The 26,366-nt window shown below is 64.7% G+C and carries 21 protein-coding genes and 1 pseudogene; 15 read left to right on the top strand and 7 right to left on the bottom strand.

Annotated elements, in window-relative coordinates; translation table 11 throughout:
- Positions 1–855 precede the first annotated feature (855 nt).
- A complete protein-coding gene (locus AC1WTP_RS30790; protein ID WP_481652742.1) occupies positions 856–1,767 on the top strand; it encodes a DUF6907 domain-containing protein in 912 nt (303 codons plus the stop codon).
- 261 nt (positions 1,768–2,028) lie between these two features.
- Positions 2,029–3,118: pseudogene (locus tag AC1WTP_RS30785) on the top strand (IS630 family transposase).
- 3 nt (positions 3,119–3,121) lie between these two features.
- On the opposite strand, the gene AC1WTP_RS30780 reads toward AC1WTP_RS30785, so the two are convergent.
- Complete coding sequence (locus AC1WTP_RS30780; RefSeq protein WP_481652741.1) at positions 3,122–3,391, bottom strand: hypothetical protein; 270 nt, start codon at positions 3,389–3,391, stop codon at positions 3,122–3,124.
- 466 nt (positions 3,392–3,857) lie between these two features.
- Here AC1WTP_RS30780 and dnaE point away from each other — a divergent pair, with 466 nt between their 5' ends.
- The gene (gene dnaE / locus AC1WTP_RS30775) at positions 3,858–7,391 is read left to right on the top strand and encodes a DNA polymerase III subunit alpha (protein WP_481652740.1); all 3,534 of its coding nucleotides are present in this window, start codon (positions 3,858–3,860) and stop codon (positions 7,389–7,391) included.
- 178 nt (positions 7,392–7,569) lie between these two features.
- Here the strand turns inward: dnaE and AC1WTP_RS30770 are convergent, their stop codons facing one another.
- Complete coding sequence (locus AC1WTP_RS30770) at positions 7,570–8,964, bottom strand: hypothetical protein (protein WP_481652739.1); 1,395 nt, start codon at positions 8,962–8,964, stop codon at positions 7,570–7,572.
- Between the two features lie 387 nt (positions 8,965–9,351).
- Positions 9,352–9,657 (bottom strand): transposase family protein, encoded by a 306-nt coding sequence (locus AC1WTP_RS30765; RefSeq protein ID WP_481652738.1) that lies wholly within the window; start codon positions 9,655–9,657, stop codon positions 9,352–9,354.
- Between the two features lie 357 nt (positions 9,658–10,014).
- Here AC1WTP_RS30765 and AC1WTP_RS30760 point away from each other — a divergent pair, with 357 nt between their 5' ends.
- Positions 10,015–11,199 (top strand): MalY/PatB family protein, encoded by a 1,185-nt coding sequence (locus AC1WTP_RS30760; protein WP_481652737.1) that lies wholly within the window; start codon positions 10,015–10,017, stop codon positions 11,197–11,199.
- 267 nt (positions 11,200–11,466) lie between these two features.
- On the opposite strand, the gene AC1WTP_RS30755 is transcribed toward AC1WTP_RS30760, so the two are convergent.
- The 4 genes from AC1WTP_RS30755 to AC1WTP_RS30740 form a co-directional block, all read right to left on the bottom strand.
- A complete protein-coding gene (locus AC1WTP_RS30755) occupies positions 11,467–11,874 on the bottom strand; it encodes a transposase (protein WP_481652736.1) in 408 nt (135 codons plus the stop codon).
- Positions 11,875–12,257: 383 nt separating this feature from the next.
- On the bottom strand, positions 12,258–12,470 hold the full coding sequence (locus AC1WTP_RS30750; RefSeq protein WP_481652735.1) for a hypothetical protein: 213 nt from the start codon (positions 12,468–12,470) through the stop codon (positions 12,258–12,260).
- Between the two features lie 344 nt (positions 12,471–12,814).
- Positions 12,815–14,170, bottom strand: a complete 1,356-nt coding sequence (locus AC1WTP_RS30745) for a preATP grasp domain-containing protein (RefSeq protein WP_481652734.1) — start codon at positions 14,168–14,170, stop codon at positions 12,815–12,817.
- 69 nt (positions 14,171–14,239) lie between these two features.
- Positions 14,240–14,698, bottom strand: a complete 459-nt coding sequence (locus tag AC1WTP_RS30740) for a GFA family protein (RefSeq protein ID WP_481652733.1) — start codon at positions 14,696–14,698, stop codon at positions 14,240–14,242.
- Between the two features lie 291 nt (positions 14,699–14,989).
- Here AC1WTP_RS30740 and AC1WTP_RS30735 point away from each other — a divergent pair, with 291 nt between their 5' ends.
- The 11 genes from AC1WTP_RS30735 to dmpG all read left to right on the top strand — a co-directional run bounded on the left by AC1WTP_RS30735 (position 14,990) and on the right by dmpG (position 26,353).
- Positions 14,990–16,297 (top strand): ATP-grasp domain-containing protein, encoded by a 1,308-nt coding sequence (locus AC1WTP_RS30735; RefSeq protein ID WP_481652732.1) that lies wholly within the window; start codon positions 14,990–14,992, stop codon positions 16,295–16,297.
- A gap of 145 nt (positions 16,298–16,442) precedes the next feature.
- Positions 16,443–17,126: a 2-keto-4-pentenoate hydratase gene (locus AC1WTP_RS30730; protein ID WP_481652731.1), complete on the top strand. Its 684-nt coding sequence runs from the start codon at positions 16,443–16,445 to the stop codon at positions 17,124–17,126.
- Between the two features lie 406 nt (positions 17,127–17,532).
- Positions 17,533–18,582 carry a radical SAM protein gene (locus tag AC1WTP_RS30725; RefSeq protein WP_481652730.1) on the top strand — a complete coding sequence of 350 codons (1,050 nt, stop codon included), beginning with the start codon at positions 17,533–17,535 and terminating at the stop codon, positions 18,580–18,582.
- A 34-nt stretch (positions 18,583–18,616) separates the two neighbouring features.
- Positions 18,617–18,868 (top strand): hypothetical protein, encoded by a 252-nt coding sequence (locus AC1WTP_RS30720; RefSeq protein WP_481652729.1) that lies wholly within the window; start codon positions 18,617–18,619, stop codon positions 18,866–18,868.
- Positions 18,869–18,910: 42 nt separating this feature from the next.
- Positions 18,911–19,072: a hypothetical protein gene (locus tag AC1WTP_RS30715; protein ID WP_481652728.1), complete on the top strand. Its 162-nt coding sequence runs from the start codon at positions 18,911–18,913 to the stop codon at positions 19,070–19,072.
- Between the two features lie 102 nt (positions 19,073–19,174).
- The gene (locus AC1WTP_RS30710; RefSeq protein WP_481652727.1) at positions 19,175–20,038 is read left to right on the top strand and encodes a TauD/TfdA family dioxygenase; all 864 of its coding nucleotides are present in this window, start codon (positions 19,175–19,177) and stop codon (positions 20,036–20,038) included.
- Entirely contained in the window at positions 20,035–21,924 is a 1,890-nt protein-coding gene (locus AC1WTP_RS30705; protein WP_481652726.1) for a cobalamin-dependent protein, read from the top strand. Before AC1WTP_RS30710 ends, AC1WTP_RS30705 begins: the two co-directional genes overlap by 4 nt.
- A 74-nt stretch (positions 21,925–21,998) precedes the next feature.
- Positions 21,999–22,985: a class I SAM-dependent methyltransferase gene (locus AC1WTP_RS30700; RefSeq protein ID WP_481652725.1), complete on the top strand. Its 987-nt coding sequence runs from the start codon at positions 21,999–22,001 to the stop codon at positions 22,983–22,985.
- Between the two features lie 65 nt (positions 22,986–23,050).
- Positions 23,051–24,436, top strand: coding sequence for a M20/M25/M40 family metallo-hydrolase (locus tag AC1WTP_RS30695; RefSeq protein ID WP_481652724.1), 1,386 nt, complete (start codon positions 23,051–23,053; stop codon positions 24,434–24,436).
- Positions 24,437–24,456: 20 nt separating this feature from the next.
- Complete coding sequence (locus tag AC1WTP_RS30690) at positions 24,457–25,320, top strand: acetaldehyde dehydrogenase (acetylating) (RefSeq protein ID WP_481652723.1); 864 nt, start codon at positions 24,457–24,459, stop codon at positions 25,318–25,320.
- A 1-nt stretch (position 25,321) separates the two neighbouring features.
- Entirely contained in the window at positions 25,322–26,353 is a 1,032-nt protein-coding gene (gene dmpG, locus AC1WTP_RS30685) for a 4-hydroxy-2-oxovalerate aldolase (RefSeq protein ID WP_481652722.1), read from the top strand.
- Positions 26,354–26,366 lie beyond the last annotated feature (13 nt).

The following is a 26,366-nucleotide window of genomic DNA, read 5'->3' as shown; positions in this document are numbered from 1 at the left end:
CACAACATCACCCTCGCGAGCTGAGCACCAACCCGGTCCCGGGCAACGCCTTCACCGGGTTACGAGACAGCCCTTAGTGCATCGTTGAGTAGGCTGTGTGAGGCGGCGAAGCGCGGATGGCCCCGCATTGCCTCCACTCGCAGCCAAATCATCTGATCGTAGATTTGCCACATCACGTCTGTCTGCTCAACCGTTAGGGTTGCAGCGTCCAGCCGCTGTTCTGTGAGGAATTCACGAAAGGTGGGGATCACGCCGGTCCGCGTTACCTGCCTCACCGGGGGTGCCTCCGTGCAGGTCGATTGTTGCAAGCCAGCCAGGGTGCGGCTGGGCCACCATACAGAATTATATCGACGAACGTTCAGGTTGCCGACAGCTCAGCGTGGTGCTCTTCGACGTCACCGTCCTGTCGGGGATCATCATGACCATCATCGTCGCCGGTGGCGGCGCCGGACTGGCCTACGGCAGGCTGCAGGGGTCGAGCCAGCGTGTAACCGATGTGGCAGGCGGACCTGGGTGGTGGAAGTTCGCCGACGTATCGGCACCCGGTGGGCCACCGCGGGTCGCCAGTTGGGCCCTCGGCGCTGATCTATCCATGACCGATCGGGGACCGCCGGACACACCGCTTGTCGCCCTTGCCGTCGGTATATAAGGGGCAAAAGCGCACATAATGTCCGACGGTGTCTGTTGTGGAGGGTGGATATTGATGGGGCCTTGCCGCGCGAACAGCGAGGGGACAGGCGAGCCGGGCGTGGTAGCGCCCCTGATGGGAGAGGAAGCGCGATGTCGAAGAGCTTGGGCCGACGGAGGACGGGCCCGAAGGGCCGTACGCTCCGCCCCGGACGGTCTCCGCGGTCGTTGGCCGTCGTCCGTCCGGTTTCGCCCTACCCCACTGTTCCGGCGGACCAAGCGACTTCGGCGACGGCGCTGGCCGGAACGAACAACCCGGCAATAGGCCTGACTCAAACCCCCGCCGCGCCGCCGGTCTTCCGGCCGTTCTGGATGGTGGGGCCGGAGCCCTCGTGGTGCGTGTTCGGCCACTTCCACGATGACAAGCGCGACGAGCGGCGTCATGAGAGTGCCGCGGTCCAGATGCGGCTGTCATTGGCCGATGTCCACGACCACGGCGAGAAGGTCCCCGTCGAACGCCGGTACGAGGCCGCGCGGTTGCACGTCAAACTCGTTCAGCGGCCCGCTGAGATTGAGCCGGCGCTGCGGTTCTTCCGTGACCGGTGGGCCGAGGAAACCTGGTTTACCTGCACCCTGGCGGAAGCTGATGACCTCGCGAACAAACTCGTCTCGGCAGCCGAGCGCGGCGAGGAAGCCCTACCGATCGCACCACCACCGGCAGGGTCACCCTTCTGGCTGGCCGCGCCATGCCCCCGGATCACATGGTGCGACGGCCACTCGAAACGAGAGATCCTGGACGCACGAACACCAGGCAACATGCTCATACACTCCAAGGTCATCGATCGCGTGCCAGGCGAGGGCTACAGCGACTCGTACATCAAGGTCGCGTTGGAGCACGACGACGACCCGAACCGCCCGCCGTACGTGTACCTCAACACGAAGAGCGAAGGCGCCGACCTCAACGTCCTTGGCATCGACCGACTCATCGCGGCCCTGCAAAACGCACGTGCCGCCATCGTCGGCAGCAACGTCGGCCCGACCCCGGCTGGCCTACCTACCGCAGCAACGCCCCGCACGGCCTCGACAGCAACGATCGACCGGCAGCGAGACGTAGCCCCGCAGGCACTCAACGCTGCCTGACCACGAATTACTTCGATGGACGTTGGTGGTGGGTGGGTGCCCGTACGAATCTCACGACGCACGTGGCCACCCACCCACTACGGCCCGGGGACCGCGCGGTCGCCTGGTCCCGTCCGGGTCGGCAGCAATTCCCGCGATCGCCGCCAAGACCCACGCGCAAACGGGCGTGGCCGATAGATAGTGCTCTGACCACGAAGGTTCGCGGTGTTGGATGACACGCCGTCCGGCTTGGCTGACGGGCGGCGTCGCGGGCTTCAGGCTGTGGCGGGGGCAGAACCCGTGCGCGTCCGGCGGCTCAGTGACCAGGAGGGTCAGCAGCTGCTGAGGATCACCCGTCGTGGTACCGGCTCGGCGGTCCGATTACGGCGAGCCATGGTCGTGCTCGCTTCAGCCGGTGGGAACACAGTGCTGGCGATCGCCCGGCTGGTGCAGGCAGATGAGGACACGGTCCGGCAGGTCATCCAGCCTGAACCCTCAGTGGGCGGGTGGCCGTCCCCGCCTGATCACTGACGATGACGAGGTGTTCATCGTCGAGACGGCCAACGCCCGCCCCGAAGCACTGGGGCGGCCGTTCACCCGGTGGAGCGTGCGTAAGCTCGCCGACTACCTCACCGCCCATGCCGTCCGCCGAGTTCGGATCGGGCGGGAGCGGCTGCGGCAGATCCTGCACCAGCACAAGATCACCTTTCAGCGGACGAAGACGTGGAAGGAGTCCACCGACCCCGACCGGGATGCCAAGCTGGCCCGCATCGAGTACGTCACCGCGCATTTACCGCAGCGGGTGTTCGCCTTCGACGAGTTCGGGCCACTGGTCATCCGTCCGCAGGCCGGTGCCGGGTGGGCGCCGTCCGGGCATCCGCAGCGGCTGCCAGCGAACTACCACAAGCTGCACGGCGTCCGGCAATTCCACGGCTGCTACAGCGTCGGGGACGACCAACTCTGGGGCGCCGTCAGGCGTCGCAAGAGCGCGGCGAACACCCTCGCCGCGCTCAAATCGATCCGGGCTGCGCGTCCGGACGGAGCGCCGATCTACGTCATCCTGTCCGCGCACAAGGGCCTCAAGATCCGGGCGTGGGCGGCCCGGAACAAGGTCGAACTGTGCTTTACCCCGACGTATGCGTCCTGGGCCAACCCGATCGAAGCGCAGTTCGGCCCGCTGCGGACCTTCGTGATCGCCGGCTCCGAGCATCCGAACCACACCGTCCTGACCCGCAAACTGCAGGCCTACCTGTGCTGGCGAAACGCCAACGCACGCCACCCCGACGTCCTGGCCGCCCAACGCCGCGAACGCGCCCGCATTCGCAGCGAACGCCAACGAGGCTGGCGGCAGCCGACCCCACGCGCTGCCTGACCGTCACGCGTCGCCGGTTGGCCGCCCCACCTCGCCAAGCGCATCCAGTAGCCGGTTCCTCGCCTCCTGCAGCCGGACGGGGTAGTCCGGCCTGAACACCTCCGCCAGCGAGGTCTCCAGCGTTCCGGAGATGCGATACAGCGGGGACCACACTGCGCGGTCGCGATCCACCAGGTCGTCGAAATCGGCAGTGCCCATCATCCGGTGAAGCCAGTCCGAGAGCACCAACGCTTCGTCCCGGCTCAGCCTGATCATGAAGTCGTCCTCCGTCACCGCGCCGAGGTTACCGTCCGCTCGACACCGTGAACGTTCGTGGGTCAAGGCACTAGCTATGGCCGGCGGTAGGCCAGCGAGCCCCCGCTCGGTTGCGTCCACGGCCCTTGGTCATTCCTCGTCTGCGGTGCCGTAACGCGTGCATGGGGATCCACTGGCTGCTCGATGGCTGCTCGGACGTCGGGGAACCGACGACCGCCCGGGTGGCCGCGCACGGATGACGATTGGTGGCGGTGATCTGCGTGAACGGCGTGTTGAGCTGCCCGGAGGTCAGCTCTCCCAGGATCAGATGCCGATGTGAGGGGATGAGGAAGCGCTCGACGTCGCGGGCCTATGAGGTAGGACCCGACCGAGTTTGGATGCGCGATCCGGAGATGCGCGGCATCCACAGCCGAACGCCGTCGGCTCGGTAAGGTGGGCCGACCGGTCTCGATCAACTCTTGACTAGACCCCGGAGGCATTCCGCATGGCTGACTCGTTCGCGCATTTGCACGTGCACACCGAATACTCGGTGCTCGACGGGGCGGCCCGGCTTAGGGAGCTGTTCGCTGAGGTCAGTCGGCAGGGGATGCCGGCGGTGGCGATGACCGACCACGGCAACTTGCACGGCGCGAACGACTTCTTCAAGCAGGCGATGGCCGCCGGGGTCAAGCCGATTCTGGGCGTCGAGGCGTACGTGGCGCCGGAGTCGCGCTTCCACAAGCAGCGAGTCCGCTGGGGACGGCCGGAGCAGAAGGGCGACGACGTCTCCGCCAGCGGCAGCTACACCCACATGACGATCTGGGCGGCGAACAAGATCGGTTTGCACAACCTGTTCAAGCTCACCACCCGTTCCTACACCGAAGGCTTCTTTGTCAAGTGGCCCCGGATGGACGCCGAGATCCTCGCCGAGCACGCCGCCGGGCTGATCGCGACCACCGGCTGTCCCTCCGGGGAGGTGCAGACCCGGCTGCGGCTCGGCCAGTTCGACGAGGCGCTCAAGGCGGCGGCCAGGTACCAGGACATCTTCGGCAAGGAGAACTACTTCCTGGAGATCATGGACCACGGCATCGACATCGAGCGCCGGGTCCGGGACGGGTTGATCGAGGTCGGCCGCAAGCTCGGCATCCCGCCGGTGGTCACCAACGACTCGCACTACACGCACGAGGCGCAGGCCGAGGCGCACGACGTGCTGCTCTGCGTGCAGACCGCGGCGAACGTCGCCGACCCGAACCGGTTCAAGTTCGGCGGCAGTGGCTACTACATCAAGTCGGCCGACGAGATGCGCGCGGTCAACACCTCCGAGCTGTGGCAGCAGGGCTGCCGCAACACCCTGCTGGTCGCCGAGAAGGTCGACCCGACCGGGATGTTCGAGTTCCACAACCTGATGCCGCGGTTCCCGATCCCCGAGGGGGAGACCGAGGAGTCCTGGTTCCGCAAGGAGACGTTCAAGGGGTTGGCCCGCCGCTTCCCGAACGGCATCCCGGAGGGGCACGTCGCCCAGGCGGAGTACGAACTGGGCGTCATCGTGCAGATGGGCTTCCCGTCGTACTTCCTCGTGGTCGCCGACTTCATCCAGTGGGCGAAGAGCCAGGGCATCGCCGTCGGCCCGGGCCGTGGCTCGGCCGCCGGCTCGCTGGTCGCGTACGCCCTGGGCATCACCGACCTGGACCCGATCCCGCACGGGCTGATCTTCGAGCGGTTCCTCAACCCCGAGCGCGTCTCGATGCCGGACGTCGACATCGACTTCGACGAGCGCCGGCGCGGCGAGGTCATCAAGTACGTCACCGACAAGTGGGGCGAGGACAAGGTCGCCCAGATCGCCACCTTCGGCACGATCAAGGCCAAGGCTGCGATCAAGGACTCGGCCCGGGTGCTCGGCTACCCGTACGCGGTGGGCGACCGGATCACCAAGGCGATGCCCCCGGCGGTGATGGGCAAGGACATCCCGCTCTCCGGCATCTTCGACCCGAAGCACCCGCGCTACGCGGAGGCCGGCGAGATCCGCGGCCTCTACGAGTCCGACCCGGACGTCAAGAAGGTCATCGAGACCGCGAAGGGCATCGAGGGGCTGATCCGGCAGACCGGCGTGCACGCCGCCGGTGTCATCATGTCCGCCGAGCCGATCATCGAGCACATCCCGCTGATGCGCCGGGACGCCGACGGGGCCATCATCACCCAGTTCGACTACCCGACGTGCGAGTCGCTCGGGCTGTTGAAGATGGACTTCCTCGGCCTGCGCAACCTGACGATCATCGACGACGCGGTCAAGAACATCCAGCTCAACCACGGCAAGGAGCTGGACCTGCTGGCCCTGCCGCTGGACGACAAGGCCGCCTACGAGCTGCTCGCCCGGGGCGACACGCTGGGGGTGTTCCAGCTCGACGGTGGCCCGATGCGCTCGCTGCTGCGGCTGATGAAGCCGGACAACTTCGAGGACATCTCCGCCGTGCTGGCGCTCTATCGCCCCGGCCCGATGGGTGTGGACTCGCACACCAACTACGCGCTGCGCAAGAACGGCCTCCAGGAGATCACGCCGATCCACCCGGAGCTGGAGGAGCCGCTGCGGGAGATCCTCGCCCCCACCTACGGCCTGATCGTCTACCAGGAGCAGGTGCAGCGCGCCGCGCAGATCCTCGCCGGCTACAGCCTCGGCCAGGCCGACCTGCTGCGCCGCGCGATGGGTAAGAAGAAGAAGGAGATCCTCGACAAGGAGTTCATCCCGTTCCGGGACGGCTGCCGCGAGCGCGGCTACTCCGATGAGGCGATCCAGGCGGTGTGGGACGTCCTCGTCCCGTTCGCCGGCTACGCCTTCAACAAGGCCCACTCGGCCGCGTACGGCCTGGTGTCGTACTGGACGGCGTACCTCAAGGCGCACTACCCGGCCGAGTACATGGCGGCGCTGCTCACCTCCGTCGGCGACGACAAGGACAAGATGGCGCTCTACCTGTCCGAGTGCCGGCGGATGGGCATCCAGGTGCTGCCGCCCGACGTGAACACCTCGGCCGGGCCGTTCACCCCGGTCGGCAGGGACATCCGCTTCGGCCTGGCCGCCATCCGCAACGTCGGCGCGAACGTGGTCACCTCGATCATGCGTTGCCGCGAGGAGAAGGGCGCGTACGCCGACTTCTACGACTTCCTGTCGAAGGTGGACGCGGTGGTCTGCAACAAGAAGACCATCGAATCCCTGATCAAGGCTGGCGCCTTCGACTCGCTGCAGCACCCGCGCAAGGGCCTGCTCGCCGTGCACGCCGACGCCATCGACGCGTACGCCGACGTCAAGCGCAAGGAGGCGGTCGGCCAGTACGACCTCTTCGGCGCCGGTTTCGGCGACGTGGACGCCGGCGGCAGCACCACGGTGATGCCGGTCATCGGTGAGGGGGAGTGGGACAAGCGGGACAAGCTGGCCTTCGAGCGCGAGATGCTCGGCCTGTACGTCTCCGACCACCCGTTGTTCGGCCTGGAGCACGTGCTCGGCGCGGCGGCCGACTGCACCATCGCCGCCCTCTCCGAGGAGGGGACCGTGCCCGACGGTGCGGTGGTGACGCTGGCCGGGATCCTCTCCGGCGTGCAGCGCCGGGTCACCAAGCAGGGCCGGGCCTGGGCGTCCGCCACGCTGGAGGACCTGGCCGGTGGCGTCGAGACGCTGTTCTTCCCCAACACCTACGAGGTGATCGGCCAGTACATCGCCGAGGACGCGATCGTGGTGGTCAAGGGGCGGGTGGACCGCCGCGACGACACCCCGCGGATCATGGCGATGGACCTGTCCATGCCGGACATCAGCAGCAACCCGGCGAACAAGCCGGTCACCCTGACCATCCCGGTGCACCGCTGCACCCCGCCGCTGGTGGAGAAGCTCAAGGAAACCCTGGTGCTGCACCCGGGCGACACCGAGGTGCACGTCAAGCTGCTCAACGGCGGCAAGGTCACCACGCTGCGCCTCGGGCCGTTCCGGGTGGCGCCCACCACCGCGCTGATGGGCGACCTGAAGAGCGTTCTCGGGCCGGCCAACGTCAGCTGACAAATCAGGATAGAACCCACCTCCGCCGAGGCTATGCCATGCCACCGCTGCCAAGGTCCGCTATGCCTGATCGCGAATCTCCCACACCCCGGATAGCAAACCAATCTGGCCACGCCGTCCACGGCCGCCCGCAGGATCGGCCCCCAGGACCTTTCCTGTCAGCCCTCAGCCGGACTAATCAGCAACCTGCCGCCGCCGCAACAGTTTCCGACACCTCAAGAGCGTCACCGCCCCGATAGGTAAACAGGCTCGTCATGGAAGCGTTTGGGTTGCCGCCCATGTTTATGACTGCGCCGCCGCCAGGCGGGGTAGTGCGAATCAAGCCCCCGGCGTAGCCATCTTCGAAAATGAACACGCCCCAGGTTGCCAGAACCTCTTCGAGGTCCCCAGTGTCAGGGTTAACGATCGGCTCGGGACTAGGTACGACGCGGTGCTGGACGATGACCGGCCCGCCCACGCTGCGGCGCAGCGACGAGGCCCACTCCTCCCTGTCGGTTTCCCAGCCTGCCACGACGCCGATTCCCCTATACCCCGCGCCGGGCTTGAGAATTAGGCTTTCTTGGTGCTCTTGGCAGAATTTCATGAGATCGACGCGCTCGCCACTGAACTCGGTCCGAACATCACGTAAGGTCCGTGTCCAGGGAAGCAATCTACCGATAAGCTGTCGCTCCGACTCGGAAAAAGCGCTGCTGTACTCCGGATCGGACAACAGGGCCAACGTCGCTTTGTCGGTATAAAGGTGGCTTTCGAGCGGCGTGTGCAGGATCACGTTTCCTTGCTCATGGGCCCGGCAGATCAGCTCATAGGCCGCCCGTCCGGTTGGATCATCGATAATCTGATCGACGCTGAAGTAGCGAACAATGACATCTAGCGGTGTGCCGTCCAAAAGCAGTCGATCGCCCTTCTCCTTCAGCTGCCCGAGTTCCCCCAGCATGACTCGTGCTCCATAGCGCCCCATCAAACTCTGAAGCATGCGGAACATTTCCTGATTGACGGCCAGCCACCCGTCCGCCTCTATGATGGCGATTACGGGATCAGGTCCAGACGACACCGCTGCAGCTGCCCGGCTAAGCATCGCCATTCTTTCTGCCATGACGTCCACGTAATTGAGGCCGAATTCTTCGGCGAACTCCACGAAGGGTTCTACTGCCATCAGGCCGCGAGCCACTTCGGCTACTTCTGACCCGCCGTTTGTGCTGCCTATATTGAATTCGAGAAGCTTAAAGGAAGAGCCGTCATGGTAGAGGTCAGCTCGCCCGCAGCGGGTGGCTTTCATGGTGCGGAAGTGCCGGATTAGCGCCGCCCGACGGGGCTCGATCCCAACGGCCGCGCAGTATCGATCGAGGTCGCCGTCGAACAGCCGATCGGGAAGTGAGATAATCAAGTCGAATACATCGGTGAGATCCTTGGCTACCGCGCCGATCGCCTCCTGCGTAGCAAAGAGTGGTCGAGGCAGGAGCCTGTTTCCGCGAAAAGTGCGGAACGAAGACGACAGTGGAGCGGCAGACATCGCCGTTCGCAACTTCTCATCGGTAAGGCAACGCCTTATGTATTCACTCGTGGCGCTGTTCACAGTTCGGGCCGCCCTCCTATGGCCAGGATCAATGTCGGGGCAGGATAACCACAAGCCCCGCCTATCCAGGAAACAGGTACGGTCAGCCCCATGTCAACCCTGGACCCCACAGATATTCCTCATGGGCTGTCTCGCGGACGATTTCGGGCTAACCCGCCGCGCTGATGTGCCACAGGATCCGCACGGTGAGTGACGACTCGTGCCTACATGCAGGAGCGCCCGAAGGTCTAAGGCACCAGCGATCACTACCAGCCGCCCATACGCTTGGGCGGCGAATTTGATGTGCTCGGCGTGGGCTAGTGGCGGTGGATGTCTCATCGCAGGAAGCGTTGAGCTAAGGGTTGTCTCGTAACCCGATGAAGGCGTTGCGCGGTACCGGGTTGGTGCTCACCCGGCGAGGGCGATGTTGTGCAGGTTGGCGATGCCGGAAGCGGCATCGGTCAATGTGTGGGCGGCGCGGCGGTAGTCGCGCAGGATCTTCCAGTTCTTCATCCGGGCCAGGGTGTGTTCGACGCGGACGCGGATCGTGCGGTGTTCGCGGTTGAGGTCTTCCTTCCAGGCCGGCAGGTCGCTGCCGTCGGCGGGCTTGCGGCGCGGGATGATCACTTCGGGGTTGCCGCGGTAGGCGCCGTCGGCCATGACCGGCCTACCTGCGAGTCTCTGCTGGGTTACGAGACGTCCCTTAGTAGGCATGACGCAGCCGCAACGTTGGTTGATGAAGAGGCGCAGGACGGTCGAGTGGTTGGTCGGTGTACACGATGGCCTCCAACCTGCTCGCGGTGGCCCCTGACGATCTTGCCGCTGGCGCGTATCGCATTCGCGCTCTGGCCTAGGCGATTCCCGATCGCTGGTCCCGCTCGACCGGGTCGCGGCTCGGCCGCTATCGACCACTCCCAAATACCCGGCGAGTCCGCGCCAAGCTGCGCCGCTTTTCCGCAGAACTACCGCGAATGCGCAGGCCATCTTCGTCCTGCGTCGCAACCGCTACCAACCTCGAAGGACCTCGATGTATAGTGGTCTCTCCTTGCACAACCTTTGAGGCGGTGAAACATGACCATGTTCAACGATATATCGGCCGACGCAATGCGGAGGGATGGCCACCTGAAATGGACAATGCTCGGCCCTGGGCTGTTGGGGGCGGACGCTGCAGAGATGGATTTTGGCACCGCGCCCGCAGTCGCCGACACTCTTCGATCCGCCGTCGGCCGGGGGCTCCTTGGCTACGTTCCGCCGGCCTTCGAGCGGGAGTTGAGCGAGGCGTGTGCGGCTTGGCAGCAGGACACCTACAGCTGGAACGTCTCGGCTGACGATGTTCGTGTCATTCCGGACGTGATCCGCGCTTTGCACCTGGCGATCGAGCACTTCTCGCGCCCGGGCTCGCCCGTCATTGTCCCGGTGCCGGCGTACATGCCGTTTCTCGTTGTGCCGGGTCTTCTCGGACGGCGGACGATCCAGATCGAAATGGTCCGCTCTGGAAATGAGTACGTGTACGATCTCGACGCATTGCGCGACGCATACCGGGCGGGTGGACATCTTCTTCTCCTGTGCAACCCGCACAACCCGCTCGGGCGCGTGATGCGGACCGAGGAACTTATGGCTCTCAGCGAGGTGGTGGACCGGTACGGGGGCCGCGTCTTCGCCGACGAGATCCATGCACCGCTGGTCTACCTGGGACACCGGCATGTACCGTACGCATCGCTCTCAGATTCTGCGGCGGAACACACGATTACGGCGGTGTCCGCATCAAAGGCCTGGAACCTGGCGGGACTGAAGTGTGCCCAGGTCCTTCTCAGTAACGCCGCGGACCGTAACCGATGGGCTCATCTCGATCGACTTGCGACCGACGGAGCATCGATCTTGGGGGTGCTTGCGGCAATTGCGGCTTACCGGAGGGGCCGGGACTGGCTGCGTAACGTCGTCGCCTACTTGGACGGTAACCGGCACTTTCTGGCGAAACTGCTGGCGGAGCGCTTGCCGGATACGAGCTTCCGCCCACCGGAAGGCACGTATCTCGGCTGGGTGGACTGCCAAGGCCTCGGGCTTCACGACGAAAGCCCAGCGAGCTTCTTTCTGCGAAGGGCCAAGGTCGCGCTGGTCGATGGCGCTGATTGTGGTGCGCCGGGGGAGGGCTTCGTACGTATCAACTTCGCTACATCGAGGCCGATTCTCGATCACATCGTCGCAGAGATGGCCAGCAGCGCGGCACTCATACCCCGGATACGGGCCTCGAGTTGACCCGTGTTAGTGCTCGAGCCGTACATGCGGTTCCCCTCGTAGGGTGGAGGCCAGAGCTTGAGGTATAGAGATCCATGGCTGAGATGGGACGCCGGTTCGATTCGGAGTTCCCGTGCGGGTGCGGTGCGCATCTTGCGGGAGACCGGGAAATTGGTCGCTTAGGTCGCGCGTGACCTGAGCACCAAAGACGGTACCTGGCGAGCTGGGTAAACAATGATCGAGAGGAGCGCGGCGAGGCCGCTGCCGCGGGCGCCCCTGTTTGTCAAGTCACGGGGTCGGCCTTGTCGCTGGTGACACGGCTGCGGTGATGAGGGGGATGACCTCGCGGGCGACGTAGCGCTTCAGGCAGCGGATGAGCGTCTTCGTTGGTTTGCCCTCGCGTGCCCGTTTGGGGGCGTAGTTGCGGGTGCGTTGGTCGCCGCCGAGTAGGGTCAGGACGATGGTGTGGAGGGCGCTGTTGGCGCGCCGATCGCCGCCGTGGTTGAGCCGGCGACGGGCGGTCTTGCCCGAGGATGCCTCGATGGAGTTGACGCCGCAGAGGGCGGCGAAGGCCGCCTGGTTGGTCAGCCGGTCGGGGTTGTCACCGGCGGTTATGAGTAGCGCCGCGGCGGTGTCGGGGCCGCCGTCGTACTGGTAGAGCAGCTGCGGCGCGCAGGTGGCGATGGCGCTGCTCATCTGTTGTTGCAGGGCGCGGGTTTCGTCGGTGAGGGCCAGGACGCGGCGGACCAGGCTGCGTCGGACCGTGATGGTTGCCGCGCGGGTGCTGTAGTCGGTGGTGGGGGTAGGGCTGCGCAGCGGCGGATCAGCGCGACGAGGCCGAGACCGCTCAGCGATTCCCGCAGTGTCGGGTCAGCTCGCAGCAGCACGGCCTTGAGCTGGTTGATGCCTGGGTACGGGCCTTGGCCGCCGAGTCCTTTGCGATCTTGAACATGCGGATCATCTCAACGGCGCCGTCGCCGCTCTTGGCCAGGCCGGTGGCCTGCCCGGACAACACCGCTCAGGCGGCGTTCTCCGCGTCGACCGCGTCGGTCTTGCCGCGGTGTGGGCGCACCGCACGGTCAGGTCGGGTTGACCTCGATGACCTGCAGCCCGTCGCGGCGCAGGTGCCGGGTCAAGGCGGAGCTGGTTCCCTCCACACCCGCGCGGCGCAGCCGACCGTGTCCGCGCGCCCAACTCACCAAGGCGGTGTAGCCAGCGGCGGTGGTCGGGAATGCCCGGGTGTCCACCAGCGCACGCGGCATGGTGACCACTGCGGCGACGTGCGTGTCCACCCCGAGGATGATCTACTCATCCACTGCAACGTTGGTCGGGGCGTCGGTGGGCACCATCAGATCCTTCCACTCTAGAACAGGAATTGGCGTCGACCGGACGTGGTGATCAGGACTGTGACGGTGCCAATTGGCGAGGCCCCTATCGGGACACATCCACGCCCAGGCTCAAGCTGGGTCAAACTCCGCCCGCCGGGCGGCACCTGTCCAGTCCAAACAGTGCTTAAGCGATCCGTGGTCCTATGAATCGAGCGAGCGAGCGAGGGTCCGGGCGTCCGGTCCGGTATGGCGCCGCCAGCATGCCTCTGCCAGCGTCCATGCCGGTGACTTGCCAAACTACCGATCAGTCAACTGTGGCTGGAGTATTCGGCGCTACGGCGCGGGGTAGTAGCTGCGATCAATTCCTCGACGGTCTCGCGGACCCTGCTCTCCAGCTCCGGAATCTGTTCCCGATGCCGGGTGATCAACGCAAACTCGGTGGTTTCCCGGCTGTGCGCATCACAGGCGACGATGACGGCTCCCTCGCCGGAGTCAGCGGTGAAGTGCAGGCCTCGGCGGTGCAGCTCCCGGGTGAGCACGTCCAACGACACGGGCCGCAGGTTTCGGACCGACGAGACGATGTGGGTGTCTGCGTAACGCCTGCCGAGCAGCCGCTCGCCGATGGTGTGCAGGACGAGACCCCCACCCCACCTGGCATTGGACTCGTTGAGGATAAGATCCCCATCCACAGTAGCGATCATGTCGATGTTGATGTAGCCGCGGTATCCTAGTTGTCCGGCGGTTCGCGCGAATGAAGTGCCGTGTGTGAGAGCCTCGGCAAGCGTGGAGGCGGGCACGTCCGCCGGGATTTCTAGCCCAATCCACGCCAGCGCGCTGCCGCCGTCGACCAGCCGCAGCTTAAAGGCTCCATTGTTGAGGAAACGAACCTGGCCGTCGTCCTCAATGAGGTACTCGAAATAGAACTCGTGCGCGGCCCGGTGATAGCTCTCGACCACCAGCACGGGGTTTTGGTCGTCAGTCAGCTCGTTCCACACCTCGGCGGCGATCTTCGCTGGGTCTGGCGGTGCAGGCCGAGTCTCTCGTGCCCCTGGTAGCGGGCCTAGGCGGCCCTCGGTGAACACGATGTTCCCCAGTCCGCCTCCCGCGTTGTCCCGCTTGACAATGACGGACCCGGTCAGGGGAAGATGGTCCGCCATGGCTCGAGCGAGCCGTTGAGGCGAACGCGCGATCGTGCCCCTCGCAAGGGGCACGCCGGCACCGACGGCCAGCTGACGGAAAAGCGACTTTCGGTTCAGGAGGTCGGAGCCGCGCTCAGCGGCGAAGCGAAGCCCAATGCCGGCGTCGAATCCCAACAGAGTGGCGAGTTCAGCGACGCCTTCCGTGACGAAGCAAGGCATGAGCGTCCAGTCGGAACCGCGGGCCATGTGCGCTCGCACTTCGGCGACCAGGTCGTCGGACAGCAGGACGTCATCAGTGAGGACCCGGTCCCGGACCACGACCGAAATCGTGCCGGCGTCAAACCCGAGAATCTCACCTACGTAGCGCAGTGATGCCTCGTCCAAAGCCGCCGGGCTGACGACGATGTCGCCAGCATTCGCGTACCACAACGTCCGCAAGCACGATTTGGTGAGGGGATACTTAGCGGCCAGGCCGATGTCCGGCGGAAACTCGGCGCGCAGGTTCAACAGGATGATCTTAGGCATGTCGAGCGCACACTTCCTGGATTGCTTGAACGGTTTCGGTGGCGCAGCGCGTGCGCTAGCGCGGGCTGGCTACTCCGTTACGGCGTGTTGCCCGGCGGCGAATGCGGTTTCCCAGTTCTGCCCGTCGAACGGCGCGTAGGTGATCTCTTCCCCAAAGCCGAGGTCTATTGGATCGCCACGGCGCTCGACGACCGCATTCCCGCCGCGGAGGCACCGCGCGTTGACGCTGAAAAAACCCGTAGGATGTGATCGGGGTCGATAGAAAGGCATCAACCCGCAGACGGCGCAAAAGGTGTGGTCTGCAATCTTGACGCCGAAACGGTAGGGTTTCAGGTATTCCTGGCCCTCGTGAAGCCTGAATCGAGACTCCGGGACCATGATTTCCTCATGTCCCGACATGTAGCAGATCCTGCAGTTGCAGAGCGTAATGGTCACGTTTTTAGTAAGTGCGATTGAGAACCTGACACCGCCGCAATGGCAGGACCCGTCTACCCAAAAAAGCCCGGTGGACTCACTGTCGCTGGTCACAGATTAGAAGCCAATCCCCTGTTTCGAAGCCTTGGGCAAACTGCAGGCACCCGTGTGCCTTTGCATCGACAACGCTGACATTGTCGCCGCGGAACGCAGTGGTTGTCAAGGCCTCGTGATGCTGTTTAGCGCCCGGTAGCTGCGCCTCTGCACCGCTACACCGTGCTTGAGCTGGGCTAATGGAATCGCCAGCGAGATTGACGGCTGCAAGGGTCTTGCGTTGAGCTCGATCCATGGTCAAACTCTGAGTTGTCGGTGCTGCCGACTTAGGACGGGGGAGTAGGCGGGGACATGAGCATCCTGCTGGTGCATAGCAAAAATACGAGCCGGCGCAGCCAACTGATCCATATCAAAAGATATGCTGAACGGCACCGCGAACGCTTTTTGCTGGTGATGGCAGATCCGACATGGGAAAACGAGATCGCAGACCGTGTTATCTGCGTCGACACCGCAGATATCGGTAGGACACTCTTGGCGGTCGACGCCGCGGCCCGAGACGAGGCCGAGTCGATCCGTGGCGTGGTCACTTTCAGCGAACACAGCGTTCCCGCCGCCGCGGCTGTGGCGGCGCGGCTGGGCGTTCCGTTCGTAAGCGAGCGAACCGCCGAAACTGCGCGCGACAAGTACGCCATGCGCTGCGCGTTCAGTAAGGCGGGACTGCTCCAGCCTGCATACGGGCTCGCACGAGACCTGGGAGAGGCACGGAAGCAAGCCGCACGCATCGGCTATCCGCTGGTGACCAAGCCACTGATCGGTGGCGGCAGCATGTACATCCGCCGGCTCGACAACGATGCCGACCTGGCCGCCCATCTGGATCCGCTACGCAAGGGCGCCTGGACCGAACTTGTCTACGACCCGCTGCACCGGCGGATGATCCAGAAATACGAGGGCGCGGCGCTGCTAGAGGGCTACGTGGCAGGCATCGAGGTGAGCGTCGAGTCTGTCGTTGTGGGCGGGAACACGCGGGTCGTGGCCATTCACGACAAGCCTTTCCCACTGGAAGGACCGAATTTCGAGGAATACTTCTACCGAACCCCAAGCTTGCTGCCACCTGCCACCATCCACCAGGTTAAGGAGGCGACGGCACGGGCGCACGAGGCGCTGGGCATCACTATCGGAGCTACGCACACCGAGTTCCGCATCACAAGCGATGGTGAGCCAACTATCCTAGAGTGCGCTGCCCGGCTCGGTGGCGGACCGCTCTATCAAACAGTCTTGGGTAGCACCGGCGTGGACATGGTACATGCCGTGTTGGACCTGGCCATGGGCAGGGAACCCGACCTTACTCCGACGCGGCAGACGCCAGCCGGATTCTGCCAGTTCTTCGCCTCGAAGGCCGGGCGGATCACAGCCATTACGGGTGTGGAAGAGGCATTGGCTCAGCCGGGCGTCCATGAGTTGAGCGTGTACTGCTCGGTTGGTGACACGATCGGTGTGCCGCCGTTCGTGTGGCAGGGCTTCGGGCACGCCTACTTCACCGCAAATTCTCACGACCAGTTGGTCGAGACGTATCAGACGCTGCAGCGCAGCGTGCGCCTGTCCATCGATGAGCGAACAACGCACCTTGGGGTGTTGTCCGCTGGCATTCGGGGGGAGTAGCTTGAATTCGCTGTCTCGCGCCGACGCGCGAACCCACGCCTACTCGTTATACAGAGCACGCGCGTCGCGTACGCCGATACCGCCTTTCACCGATACCAGTCCCGACCTGGGGCCGCTAGACGGATACGCCATCCAGCGAGAACTGGTGTCCCTGCTGGAGGCCGATGGCGAACTAGTCGTGGGCTACAAGGCCGGGCTGACTTCTGAGCCGATGCAGCGGCTGTTCGGCTTGGACTCCCCGGACTACGGCCCGGTTTTCGCCTCAACCGTCTACCCGCCGGGTGACGTCTTGCGGCTAGAAGCCTTCATCGAGCCGCGTGTCGAGGCGGAAATCGCCTGCCGACTGGGTGACGACCTTGCCGGCCCCGGAGTCACGGTGGAGGACGCTAGGGCTGCCGTTGCCGACGTCCATGCCAGCATTGAAATTGTCGACTCACGGTTCGAGGGATGGCGTATAAAGCTGGTGGACACCATCTCTGATCTGGCGTCTGCAGGCGCCGTGGTCATCGGAAGCCGTGCCGTGCCGGCCGCAGGGATCGATCTGGGAGGCATCGGCATGCGCTTCCGGCGCAACGGCGAGTGGATTGCCGCTGGGACCGGTGCGGCCGCCCTCGGTGATCCGGCAGCGGTGGTGGCGTGGCTTGCAAACACACTGGGATCGCAGGGCGTCACGCTTGCAGCCGGCCACCTCATTTTGACGGGTGCGCTGCATGCAGCCGTGCCGGTGGCTGCCGGAGACGAGTTCCTGGCTGACTTCGACCTTCTCGGATCCGTTGGACTAAGAATAGCGGCCGACACGCGAGCGTCACAGGTAGCTTCGTCACCTTGAGCCGTTTGTCGTCCTGGTGACGCAACGTCATGATGAACCCGAAGTCGTTGCTGGGGAAGATCATCCGTCGGGTACCTATTGCGCTCGGCGCGTCGGGGCGAATGCCGACCCCGGCAGCTCGCGCCCTACTGCCCCCGGTGCGGAGCCGTGACAATAGAAACCCCCTGGCCGGGAGCTATTTAACATCTGACTCGAACATGCCGAATGTGACACAGGTTACAGGCAAAACCTCTTTACCTGAATCGACGTCGATGATTGGATCGAACTAATCCACTCTCCGGAGCGGAGGTGAATGGCCTCCACCGTATTTCATTGCAGATTCAAGGTTCGCGTGGGACGTCGCCAGTTGTTTGACCACGAGTGGCTTATCGAGGCATGATGCCACCAAACTGTGAGGGATGAAGAGATGACCGACCTCGACTTCTCGCCACCGGGCGCCAGCGCCGCGGAACAACTGACGCTACATCGTCCTGTGAAGTCTTGGGTGCAGCTCACCGCGAGTTGCAACATGAAATGCAAACAGTGCTATGGAGACTGCTCATTGGCACCCCCGGAGGGGGAGATGAGCGCCGACGTCTTCAAGAAGGTCGCGGACGACATGGCCGAGTCCGGCGTCATTGAACTCCTTGTCGAGGGTGGTGAGCCCCTGCACCGTGCTGACCATCTCGACCTGCTCAGCTATTTTTCCCGCAAAATGTTGGTGCGTCTGCGGACCAACGCCACGCTGCTCGATGCCGATCGCTGTCAAGAGCTCCTGAACGCCGGGGTGGCCAGCCTGGTTATCGACTTCATGGGTGCCACTCCAGAGACTCACGACTGGCATCTGGGTGTTGATGGCGCTTTTGAGCGCACCGTGGCCGGTCTTAGGGCGGCGCGCGACGCCGATATCGAGGTCGTCGCCACGATGATCATGACTCGGCGTAACGTCGACGAACTTCAGCAGTTCGTCGATCTGGTGGCTGAAGCGGGCGTGGAGCGCGTCGGCATTCTCCGACTGTATCCGTTGGGCCGTGCGAAGGCATACTGGTCCGAGATGGCGCTGTCGCTGTCAGAACAGATGGCCGCGCTGGATCGACTGGTGGTTCCCGAATCCGTCTACCTCATGCGATCTTGGCATCCACGTGACGCCAATTGTTGCTGGCAAGCCTCCGGGGTCGATTCCACTGGCAAGTCGGTGGGATGTTCCTATCTGCGCGATTTCGCAGATTTCGGCAACGTTCGTGAGGTCCCGTTCCTGCAGACCTGGAACCACCCGCTTTTCAAGCGGTTGCGGGCCCGGAATGTAGAGCCGCACTGTCCAGAATGCGAGGCGACGCAGGGGTCCCGCGGTGGGTGCCGTTCCACTGCATACGCCTTCACCGGTGACTGGGATGCGCCGGATCCATTCTGCACCACTACGAATCGAGGCGTCCATGTCGAAATTCTCCCCAAGCGACTCATTCCGGGTGAGGGATGACGTCCGTGCCCGAGAGGTGCCCGAATGGGGTTGCATGCTCGTCTACACCCCGATGAAACCAAACGTGCATTATCTGGACGCGCGTTCCTGGCTGATCTACGAATTGTGTGACGGCATTACCTACGAACAGCTCGTCGCCGAGTTTGGCGACGCCGTTCCTGAAGGAACCTCCGATCGAAAGATTCAGGAAATGGTCGACAAAGGTTTGGAAGCGCTCCTGCAGAGTGAAATCGTGACGCAGTTGCACGCGCCCGACCGGGTTTCGCCATCTATGAGCGTGGACTGACACTACGGTCCACAAGATTCTCTGAGAGGGGAGGTGAAGACAATGACGAAGTCCAACATGCGCTCGCGCCTCAAGCAGGCGCTGCGCGCTGCGCCGGTGGATGATCCGGCGGTCGAGGCAGTCAAGCCCGAGATCCGCACTGCGGCTCAGTACCAGCTGCCGTCGATGCGTGGCGGCCTCCGGTTCGACGAGCCGGCCAAGTAGTGGTAGGCGGGCCGGGTGCACGACTCGATTGGGCACCCGGCTTGTCATCTCGCTCGATAGATCCATCCGCCCACCGAATTACCTTTGCCACGGAGACGAACTATGCTTGAGGCAGCCGCTGTCCTCGCAGCCCGGGCCGACGGACTGCTCACCCGGCAGGTCGACGCCGGCGTGGCTGCGAATGCCTGGCCGACCGACCCGTTCGAGATCAGTGATCCAGACCTGGGCGTAGCCGTGGCGTCACTAATGCGTCAACTCCGCGAAAAGCAAGCTGCGGTCGTAGCTCTGCCCCAGGATCTAGACGACCATGCGTTGACCGTGGCGGCATGGAACCTCGTCACACTCATCTCCGTCCCGGTCCCGCAGTACAACACCGGAGAGCTTGTCTACCCCGTTGAGGTGCGGCCCGGGCAGTCCGGCAGCAGCCATTACTCGGCGAGTGCGGCAGCAGGCGGGTTGCACACCGACGGGAGCCTTCTGCCCGTACCTCCGTCCATCGGGGTTCTGTTGTGCCAGTCGCCCGCATCCAGCGGCGGTGAGACCGTGCTGGTCGACGGTCGGACGATCGTGGACGGCGTCCGAGAAGTCGACCCCGGCCTGCTGGCGGTGCTGCGTGAGCCGCAGCCTTTTGCGGCGGAGGATGACGGACCCGAGGTCCGGCAGTGGGCTCCAGTTCTCAGTGGCGACGACGAGATTCGCTACTTGCGTAGGTACCTGGTCGCCGGGTGGAACAGGGCTGAGAGCGTCTGTCCACCGCAGTTGACGGAGGCGCTGGACCTCGTTGACCGGATAGCCGAGAGCGCCGATAACCAACGTGCGTTCGCGCTGGCGCGCGGTGAGATTCTGTTCTGGCGCAACAGGAGGTTCTTGCACGGCCGGCGAGCATTTGACGAAAGCGTGCAACGTCGACGGCTCGTTCGCTTCTACGGGCTCGACGATCCCACCCGACCGAAGCTTCCGAAATGAGTGGCGATGTTGCAGGGCGGATGCGGCTGGTCCTTGCCGGCGTGGGCGGCGACGCCCACTCGATAGGACTGACGGTCCTGCACCAGGCCCTGGCTCGCGCCGGCTATCAGGTGGACTACCTGGGCGCGCAGTGTGAGCTCGACCTTCTGATGAGCCGGTCCGAGTACGCTGACGCCGTTCTGATCAGCAACATGGATGGTCACGCCCGATACTACCTAGAGCATCTGGCCGACTTCCGGGCGAGCTTCCCCGATACTGCTCCGCTCTGGTATCTGGGTGGCTACCCCACCCTTGATGGAAATCTCGACGATCTGTCTGAGCTGGGCTTTGACCGGATCTTCCAGGGCTACATCCCGGTCGATGAGGTATTGCGTTACCTGAGCGCCGACCTGCGGGCGCATCCCCCTCGGGGCCGGTGCTTCGAAGAGATCGCCTCCCCCGCGCAGTTTGCTTCTGCCGAAGCGCTGCAGGAGAGCGACACCCGCGAAGACGTATTGATCGGATGGCCGACTGGAGTGAAGGCTGGCAGCCTCGAGGCGAATGCTGAACGGCTCCGCCGCCATGCCTGGCTCGCTTCGCTTCAGCAGGAGGCCAGGCAGAGCGGGCAGATGCTCATCCACCCGCGTACGGGAGTGTCGTCCCCGGAGGGCCAGCAGGCCTTGTTCGCCGCGCTGCGAAAGCTGGGTGCCGACGTCCTGTCGTTCCAGGTCGACTCCCTGACCCGGAATAACCGGTACGAAGACATCAACCGGATACTCAAGGACGTTTCCAATACGCATCCGTCAGCGTCTCTGCTCAACGGTTACCCGGCGGTCAACTATGGGGTGGAAGCGATGGCCCGCATCGCCGATCGCTTCCCGACGGTGCCGCTCCAGGTGAGGCACAGCACCCGCGATCCGCGCCTGCTCGCCGAAATTTCATTTGCCGCGGGTGTGGCAGCGTTCGAAGGCGGGGCGCTCTCGTACAATCTCCCCTACTTCCGCGACTATCCGATATCGCATGCCGTGCAGCGCTGGAGGTACGTCGACCGGCTTGCGGGCCGCTATCATCAGGAATTCGGAATCACCATCGACCGGGAGTTCTTTGGGGTTCTGACCGCATGTCTGGTCCCGCCTTGCATCGCCATCGCGCTCAACGTCTTCGAGGCGTTACTCGCCGCCGAGTGCGGGGTGAAATCGGTGACCCTCGGCTACGCCGAACAGGGCAACCGCGCTCAGGACCTGGCGGCGGTCCGGGCGCTGTACCGCCTGGGCCCGCAGTATCTCGCACGGGCCGGCTTCGCCGATGTGGCGGTGTATGTCGTCTGGCACCAGTACATGGGCCCCTTCCCCAGTGCTCGGGATAAAGCCCTAGAGATCCTGTCCGGCTCTGCCGTCACTGCCGCGCGCAGTGGCGCGGTAAGGCTCATGCTTAAGACTTATGCCGAGGGCATACGCATTCCGACATTGGAGGACAACGGGGAGAGTCTACGTTTCGTTCGGGACCGGAGCAGGGCCGAGAAGAATCCGCCTGCGCTGGGTGAACAGGACCATCTCGAGGAAGAACTCATCCTGGCTGAGGCAACGGCGATCTTGGACACGGCCCTCGAGGAAGCCGGCTACGACGTCGGCCGAGCCGTCGGCATTGCCGTCGCTCGCGGCTGGTTCGACGTCCCGTTTTCCCCGAGCCGGTGGAATGCCGGGGCAGCGCTGCCGCTACGGGACACGAGGTCTGCGGTCAGGCTCGCCGACCCGGGCCGGCTGCCCCTGCCCGCGGATGTCATCGACTTTCACAGAGCGGCGATCGGCAGCCGAATCCGGCGCGACGGCGCGGACATCCCCGCACTGCTTGAACGGGATATTTCCATCACGGCTCGCGGCGACTTCGACGCTTGGCCGTTGGCTTGAGGCGCATCCACCACTTCGCGACAGGGCCCGCAGCAGCGGCGGGGCCGAGATCACCGTTGGGAGCACAAGGCGACATGACTAGCGAGTGGACCAGAGAGCCGGCCGCCGATCTGGCGGCGACCACCGCACTTCTGGAGATAGCTGAGAAGCTAGATCTGTCCGCACTCCTGGATGCCGGCGAGCCTTTCAGCCTCGACGACGTCGCCGAGGCTGCGCAAATTCCGAAGCAAGGTGCAGCCGCTATTCTGGAGGCTCTCGGCGCTGCGGGGCTGGTCGGTCCGGCCGGCCCGGAGGATATGTTCGTCGGCGCCAGGAACCTGGCGGATCTGCGCTATCAGGCTGGGTACGTGTCCTGGGCCATGACCGCGAACCGGCCGTACATCGATAATGCTCGCGAGTTCCTAAGTGACCCGCAGGGTGCCCAGCAGCGGTACCAGCGGGACGGCCGGAGCGTGGCCGTGTCCTCTCGCTGGATCGGATCGCGGGGCTTCTACCACGCTGCCTTCGCTGAGATCGTCGAGCACAAGCCGGCCAAGGTCGTGGATCTCGGAGCCGGGGCGGCGGCCCTGGTGATCCATTTGTTGAAGACCTTGCCGAACAGCACCGGCGTGGCTGTCGACATCAGCGATGCGGCCTGCGAGGAGGCGAGCCGGGCCGGGGCCCTGGCCGGTGTCAACGAGCGGCTGATGGTGGTAAACCGCCCGATCGAATCGCTGCCGGCCGATCCGTCACCCCTCGACGGCGCAGACGTGATTCATGCGGGGTTCGTCATGCACGACGTCGCGGGCCGGGCGGACGTATTCGACGCCATTCTGCGCGCTTGCAGAGCTGCCTTGGCACCGGGCGGCCGGCTGGTGATCAGCGATGCCGTGCCGTACGCGACCACCCCGCGGGAGCGGGCGTTCAGCAGCCTCTTCACCTATCTGCACTCCTCTTCGATGGGGGTTCACCTGCCCTCCGAGGTGCGATGGGAAGAAGCATTCCGGCGCGCTGGGTTTACGAACGTGGCCTGCCATCCGATGCGGATGCCGACGAGCAGGCTTTTCGTGGTGACCGGATGACCACCGGTGACCCGCTGCCGTTCTGACCGCGTCACGATAGCGACCTCCGAGAAAGCAGATGAGACATGAAGGTAGCTGCTCAGATCCGCGAGAGCGTACGCCGTGAAATGCCTGCCGCAAGGTCCGCTCTTGAACGCCTCGTCCGGATTCCGGGCATAGCCTTCGCGGGGTTTGACCACCACCACCTGGAGCGGTCCGCCGCCCTTGTCGCGGAGGTGCTTCGCGGAGCGGGCCTGCCGGACGTTCGAGTGGTGAGCGCTGGCGGTCAGCCTGCGGTCATCGGCCGCCGGGAGGCGCCCCCCGGAGCTCCTACGGTGCTGCTGTACGCGCATCACGACGTTCAGCCGCCGGGCGACCCCGGCCTATGGCTGACAGATCCGTTCGAACCGGTCGAGCGGGACGGACGCCTGTTCGGTCGGGGAACAGCCGATGACAAGTCCGGGATCATGACGCATGTCACGGCACTGCGGGCGCTGGGGGACGACCTTCCCGTCGGCGTGGTCGTCTTCGTCGAGGGCGAGGAGGAATATGGGTCGGCGTCGCTGGAGGCTCTTCTGGTCGAGCATCGGGACGTGGTGAGCGCCGATTACATCATCATCGCGGACTCCATGAACTGGGAAGTCGGTCGGCCGGCTTTCACCACCGCCCTACGCGGCCTGCTTAACCTGTTTGTTGAGGTCAGGACCCTGGACCACGCGCTGCACAGTGGCTTGTTCGGTGGCGGTGCGCCGGACGCGCTCAGCGTTCTCTGCCGACTGGTGAGCACGCTGCATGACGATGAGGGCAACGTCACGGTCCCCGGTCTGCACCACGGGCCCTCCAGCGGATTCGGCTATAGTCCCGACCGTTTCCGCCGTGAGGCAGGGTTACTCGACGGCGTACGGGCACTGGGCGACGACGACCTGGCGGATCGGCTCTGGAACCGCCCGTCCGTGACTGTGCTGGGTATCGATGCACCCGGTGCGGCGGACGCACCGAACGCATTGAGCCCGTCCGCGCTGGCCCGACTGAGCGTGCGCATCGCTCCCGGCGACTCTACGGAGTCCGCCTTCCGCGCCGTCCGTGAGCACTTGGAACGACGGACCCCTTGGGGCGCTCACCTCACTGTCACCCTTGACCACAGCGGCGAGCCCTGTGTCCTTCCCACAGCCGGTCCAGGTTATGAGGTGGCACGTGGTGCTTGGTCCGATGCATTCGGAAACGAGCCGGTCGAGATGGGCGTTGGCGGGTCGATTCCTTTCATCGCCACGTTTCAGCGGTTGTTCCCCGCCGCTGAGGTCCTGGCGGTCGGTGCCGCGGATCCTGGCTGCCAGGCACACGGCCCGAACGAAAGCTTGGATCTCGGCGACTTCGAACGAGCATGCGTGGCCGAGGCGCTCTTCCTCAGCCGGATCAGGGACGTTCCTGGTGGCGCGGGCATCGCCTTCGCGGAGAAAGTAGCTCGCCAGTGAACCGGGCCGGACCCCTGCGAGTGGCCATAATCGGGGCCGGTCTCATCGGCCTCGATTTGCTGGCGAAGATCCAGAAATCGGCGGAGCTGGAATGCCATCTCGTTTCGGCACGCGATGAGCAGGCCTCCGGGCTTCGGGCGGCGAGGGCGCTGGGCTGTCCCACTGCCGCCGGCGGCGTCGCCTCCCTCCTAGCTGCCGATGAAGCCTTCGACATCGTATTCGATGCCAGCAACGCGATGTCGCATGCTGGACACTGGCAGGCCCTTGAACCACTGGGATCCCTGGTCATTGATCTGACGCCCAGCGGGGTGGGTCGCACGGTCGTCCCGACGGTGAACGGCGACGCGGCCCTCCTACACCGCAACGTGAGCCTGGTCAGCTGCGGAGGCCAGGCGTGCGTGCCTATCCTGCACGCGCTGGCCTCCCGCTACCGGCCAGAGTACATTGAGGTCGTCACCACGGCCGCGAACCTGTCGGTCGGACGGGCCACGCGGTTGAATCTCGACGAGTATCTCGCTGCCACTCGGGACGCGGTCCGCACAACAACGCGTTCGGCGAACGTCAAGGCGATCCTGAACCTGAGCCCAGCGCGCCCACCTGCGACGTTTCGGGTCGCCATGTCGGTGCAGGCCGCAGACCTGGACCCGCGCGTGGTTCGCGACCTGGTCGACGACGCGGCCGGGCAAGTCCGTACGTTCGTGCCCGGCTACCGCGTACGCGCGTGCACCGTGGCAGACGGCGTTGCCTTCGTAGCGGTTGAGGTGGAGGCGTCCGGAGACCGCCTACCACGCTACGCCGGGAATCTCGACATCATGAACTCGGCAGCCATATTGGTGGCGGAGCAGTATGCGCGTCAGCGTGCTTGTCTGCCGGTAAGGAGGTGACATGGCAATGACCGAACCGGCGGTCGCCGGCGCTCCGGTGCTGATCTACGACCCGACTCTGCGCGACGGTCATCACGCGGTACGACACGTTCTCACGGAGGCTCAGCTTCGTGGCTATGCAGCGGCAGCGGACGGCGCGGGCGTACCGGTTGTCGAAGTCGGCCACGGCAACGGACTGGGTGCGTCCTCGTTGCAGGTAGGCCGGGCCCGGCTAACCGACGAGGTCATGCTGGGCGCAGTCCGCTCGGAACTGCGGCACAGCAGGATGGGTGCCTTCATGCTGCCGGGCTGGGGAACCGAGGACGATCTGCGGATGGCCATCGACCACGGCGTCGATGTCGTCCGGGTCGGCGCGCACTGCACGGAGTGCGACATCACCGAGCGACACCTGCGCTTCCTGCGCGACGCCGGCATCGAGGCTCACGGAACGCTGTTGATGAGCCACATGTGTACGCCGGCTCAGCTTGCCGAAGCTTGTCGCCAGATGACGGACTACGGGGCCGAGGCGGTGGGAATTTTCGACTCGGCCGGTCACTTCCTGCCCGACGACGTAACCGAGAGGATCACGGCGATCCGGCAATCGGTCGACGTCCCTGTCATCTTTCACGGCCACAACAATCTCGGCTCGGCGGTGGCCAACTCGGTGGCGGCGGTGCGGGCCGGTGCCACCATAATCGACGGGTGCGCCCGGGGCTTCGGCGCCGGTGCCGGCAACACCCAGCTCGAGGTGCTGGTACCCGTGCTGGAACGGCTCGGCTTCACCACTGGCATCGACCTTTACCGGCTCCTGGACGCCGCGGACTTCGCGGAGCGAAATCTCATGCCCTCCCCGCCGACGATCAGCTCGGAAAGCATCGTTAGCGGCCTGGCGGGTGTCTTCTCCGGGTTCAAGAGCCGCGTTCTCGAAGTCGCGAAGCGCGAGAACGTCGACCCTCGTGACATCTTCTTCGAACTCGGCCGGAGACAGGCGGTCGCGGGCCAGGAGGACCTCATCGTGGATGTGGCCATGCAACTCAGAAATTCATCCTTGTGAGGACGCCGGTGCG

Source organism: Micromonospora sp. R311 (assembly GCF_056780015.1).
The sequence above is the reverse complement of the archived record's forward strand: the minus strand, read 5'-3'. Positions and strand labels throughout refer to the sequence as shown.

Excerpts from the sequence above, each read along its gene's own strand:
- dnaE (WP_481652740.1), top strand. The coding sequence starts at position 3,858 with ATGGCTGACTCGTTCGCGCATTTGCACGTGCACACCGAATACTCGGTG.
- AC1WTP_RS30755 (WP_481652736.1), bottom strand. The coding sequence starts at position 11,874 with ATGAGCAGCGCCATCGCCACCTGCGCGCCGCAGCTGCTCTACCAGTAC.
- AC1WTP_RS30745 (WP_481652734.1), bottom strand. The coding sequence starts at position 14,170 with ATGCCTAAGATCATCCTGTTGAACCTGCGCGCCGAGTTTCCGCCGGAC.
- AC1WTP_RS30725 (WP_481652730.1), top strand. The coding sequence starts at position 17,533 with ATGACCGACCTCGACTTCTCGCCACCGGGCGCCAGCGCCGCGGAACAA.
- AC1WTP_RS30760 (WP_481652737.1), top strand. The coding sequence starts at position 10,015 with ATGACCATGTTCAACGATATATCGGCCGACGCAATGCGGAGGGATGGC.
- AC1WTP_RS30715 (WP_481652728.1), top strand. The coding sequence starts at position 18,911 with ATGACGAAGTCCAACATGCGCTCGCGCCTCAAGCAGGCGCTGCGCGCT.
- AC1WTP_RS30765 (WP_481652738.1), bottom strand. The coding sequence starts at position 9,657 with ATGCCTACTAAGGGACGTCTCGTAACCCAGCAGAGACTCGCAGGTAGG.
- AC1WTP_RS30700 (WP_481652725.1), top strand. The coding sequence starts at position 21,999 with ATGACTAGCGAGTGGACCAGAGAGCCGGCCGCCGATCTGGCGGCGACC.
- AC1WTP_RS30710 (WP_481652727.1), top strand. The coding sequence starts at position 19,175 with ATGCTTGAGGCAGCCGCTGTCCTCGCAGCCCGGGCCGACGGACTGCTC.
- AC1WTP_RS30705 (WP_481652726.1), top strand. The coding sequence starts at position 20,035 with ATGAGTGGCGATGTTGCAGGGCGGATGCGGCTGGTCCTTGCCGGCGTG.
- AC1WTP_RS30695 (WP_481652724.1), top strand. The coding sequence starts at position 23,051 with ATGAAGGTAGCTGCTCAGATCCGCGAGAGCGTACGCCGTGAAATGCCT.
- AC1WTP_RS30720 (WP_481652729.1), top strand. The coding sequence starts at position 18,617 with ATGCTCGTCTACACCCCGATGAAACCAAACGTGCATTATCTGGACGCG.
- dmpG (WP_481652722.1), top strand. The coding sequence starts at position 25,322 with ATGGCAATGACCGAACCGGCGGTCGCCGGCGCTCCGGTGCTGATCTAC.
- AC1WTP_RS30735 (WP_481652732.1), top strand. The coding sequence starts at position 14,990 with ATGAGCATCCTGCTGGTGCATAGCAAAAATACGAGCCGGCGCAGCCAA.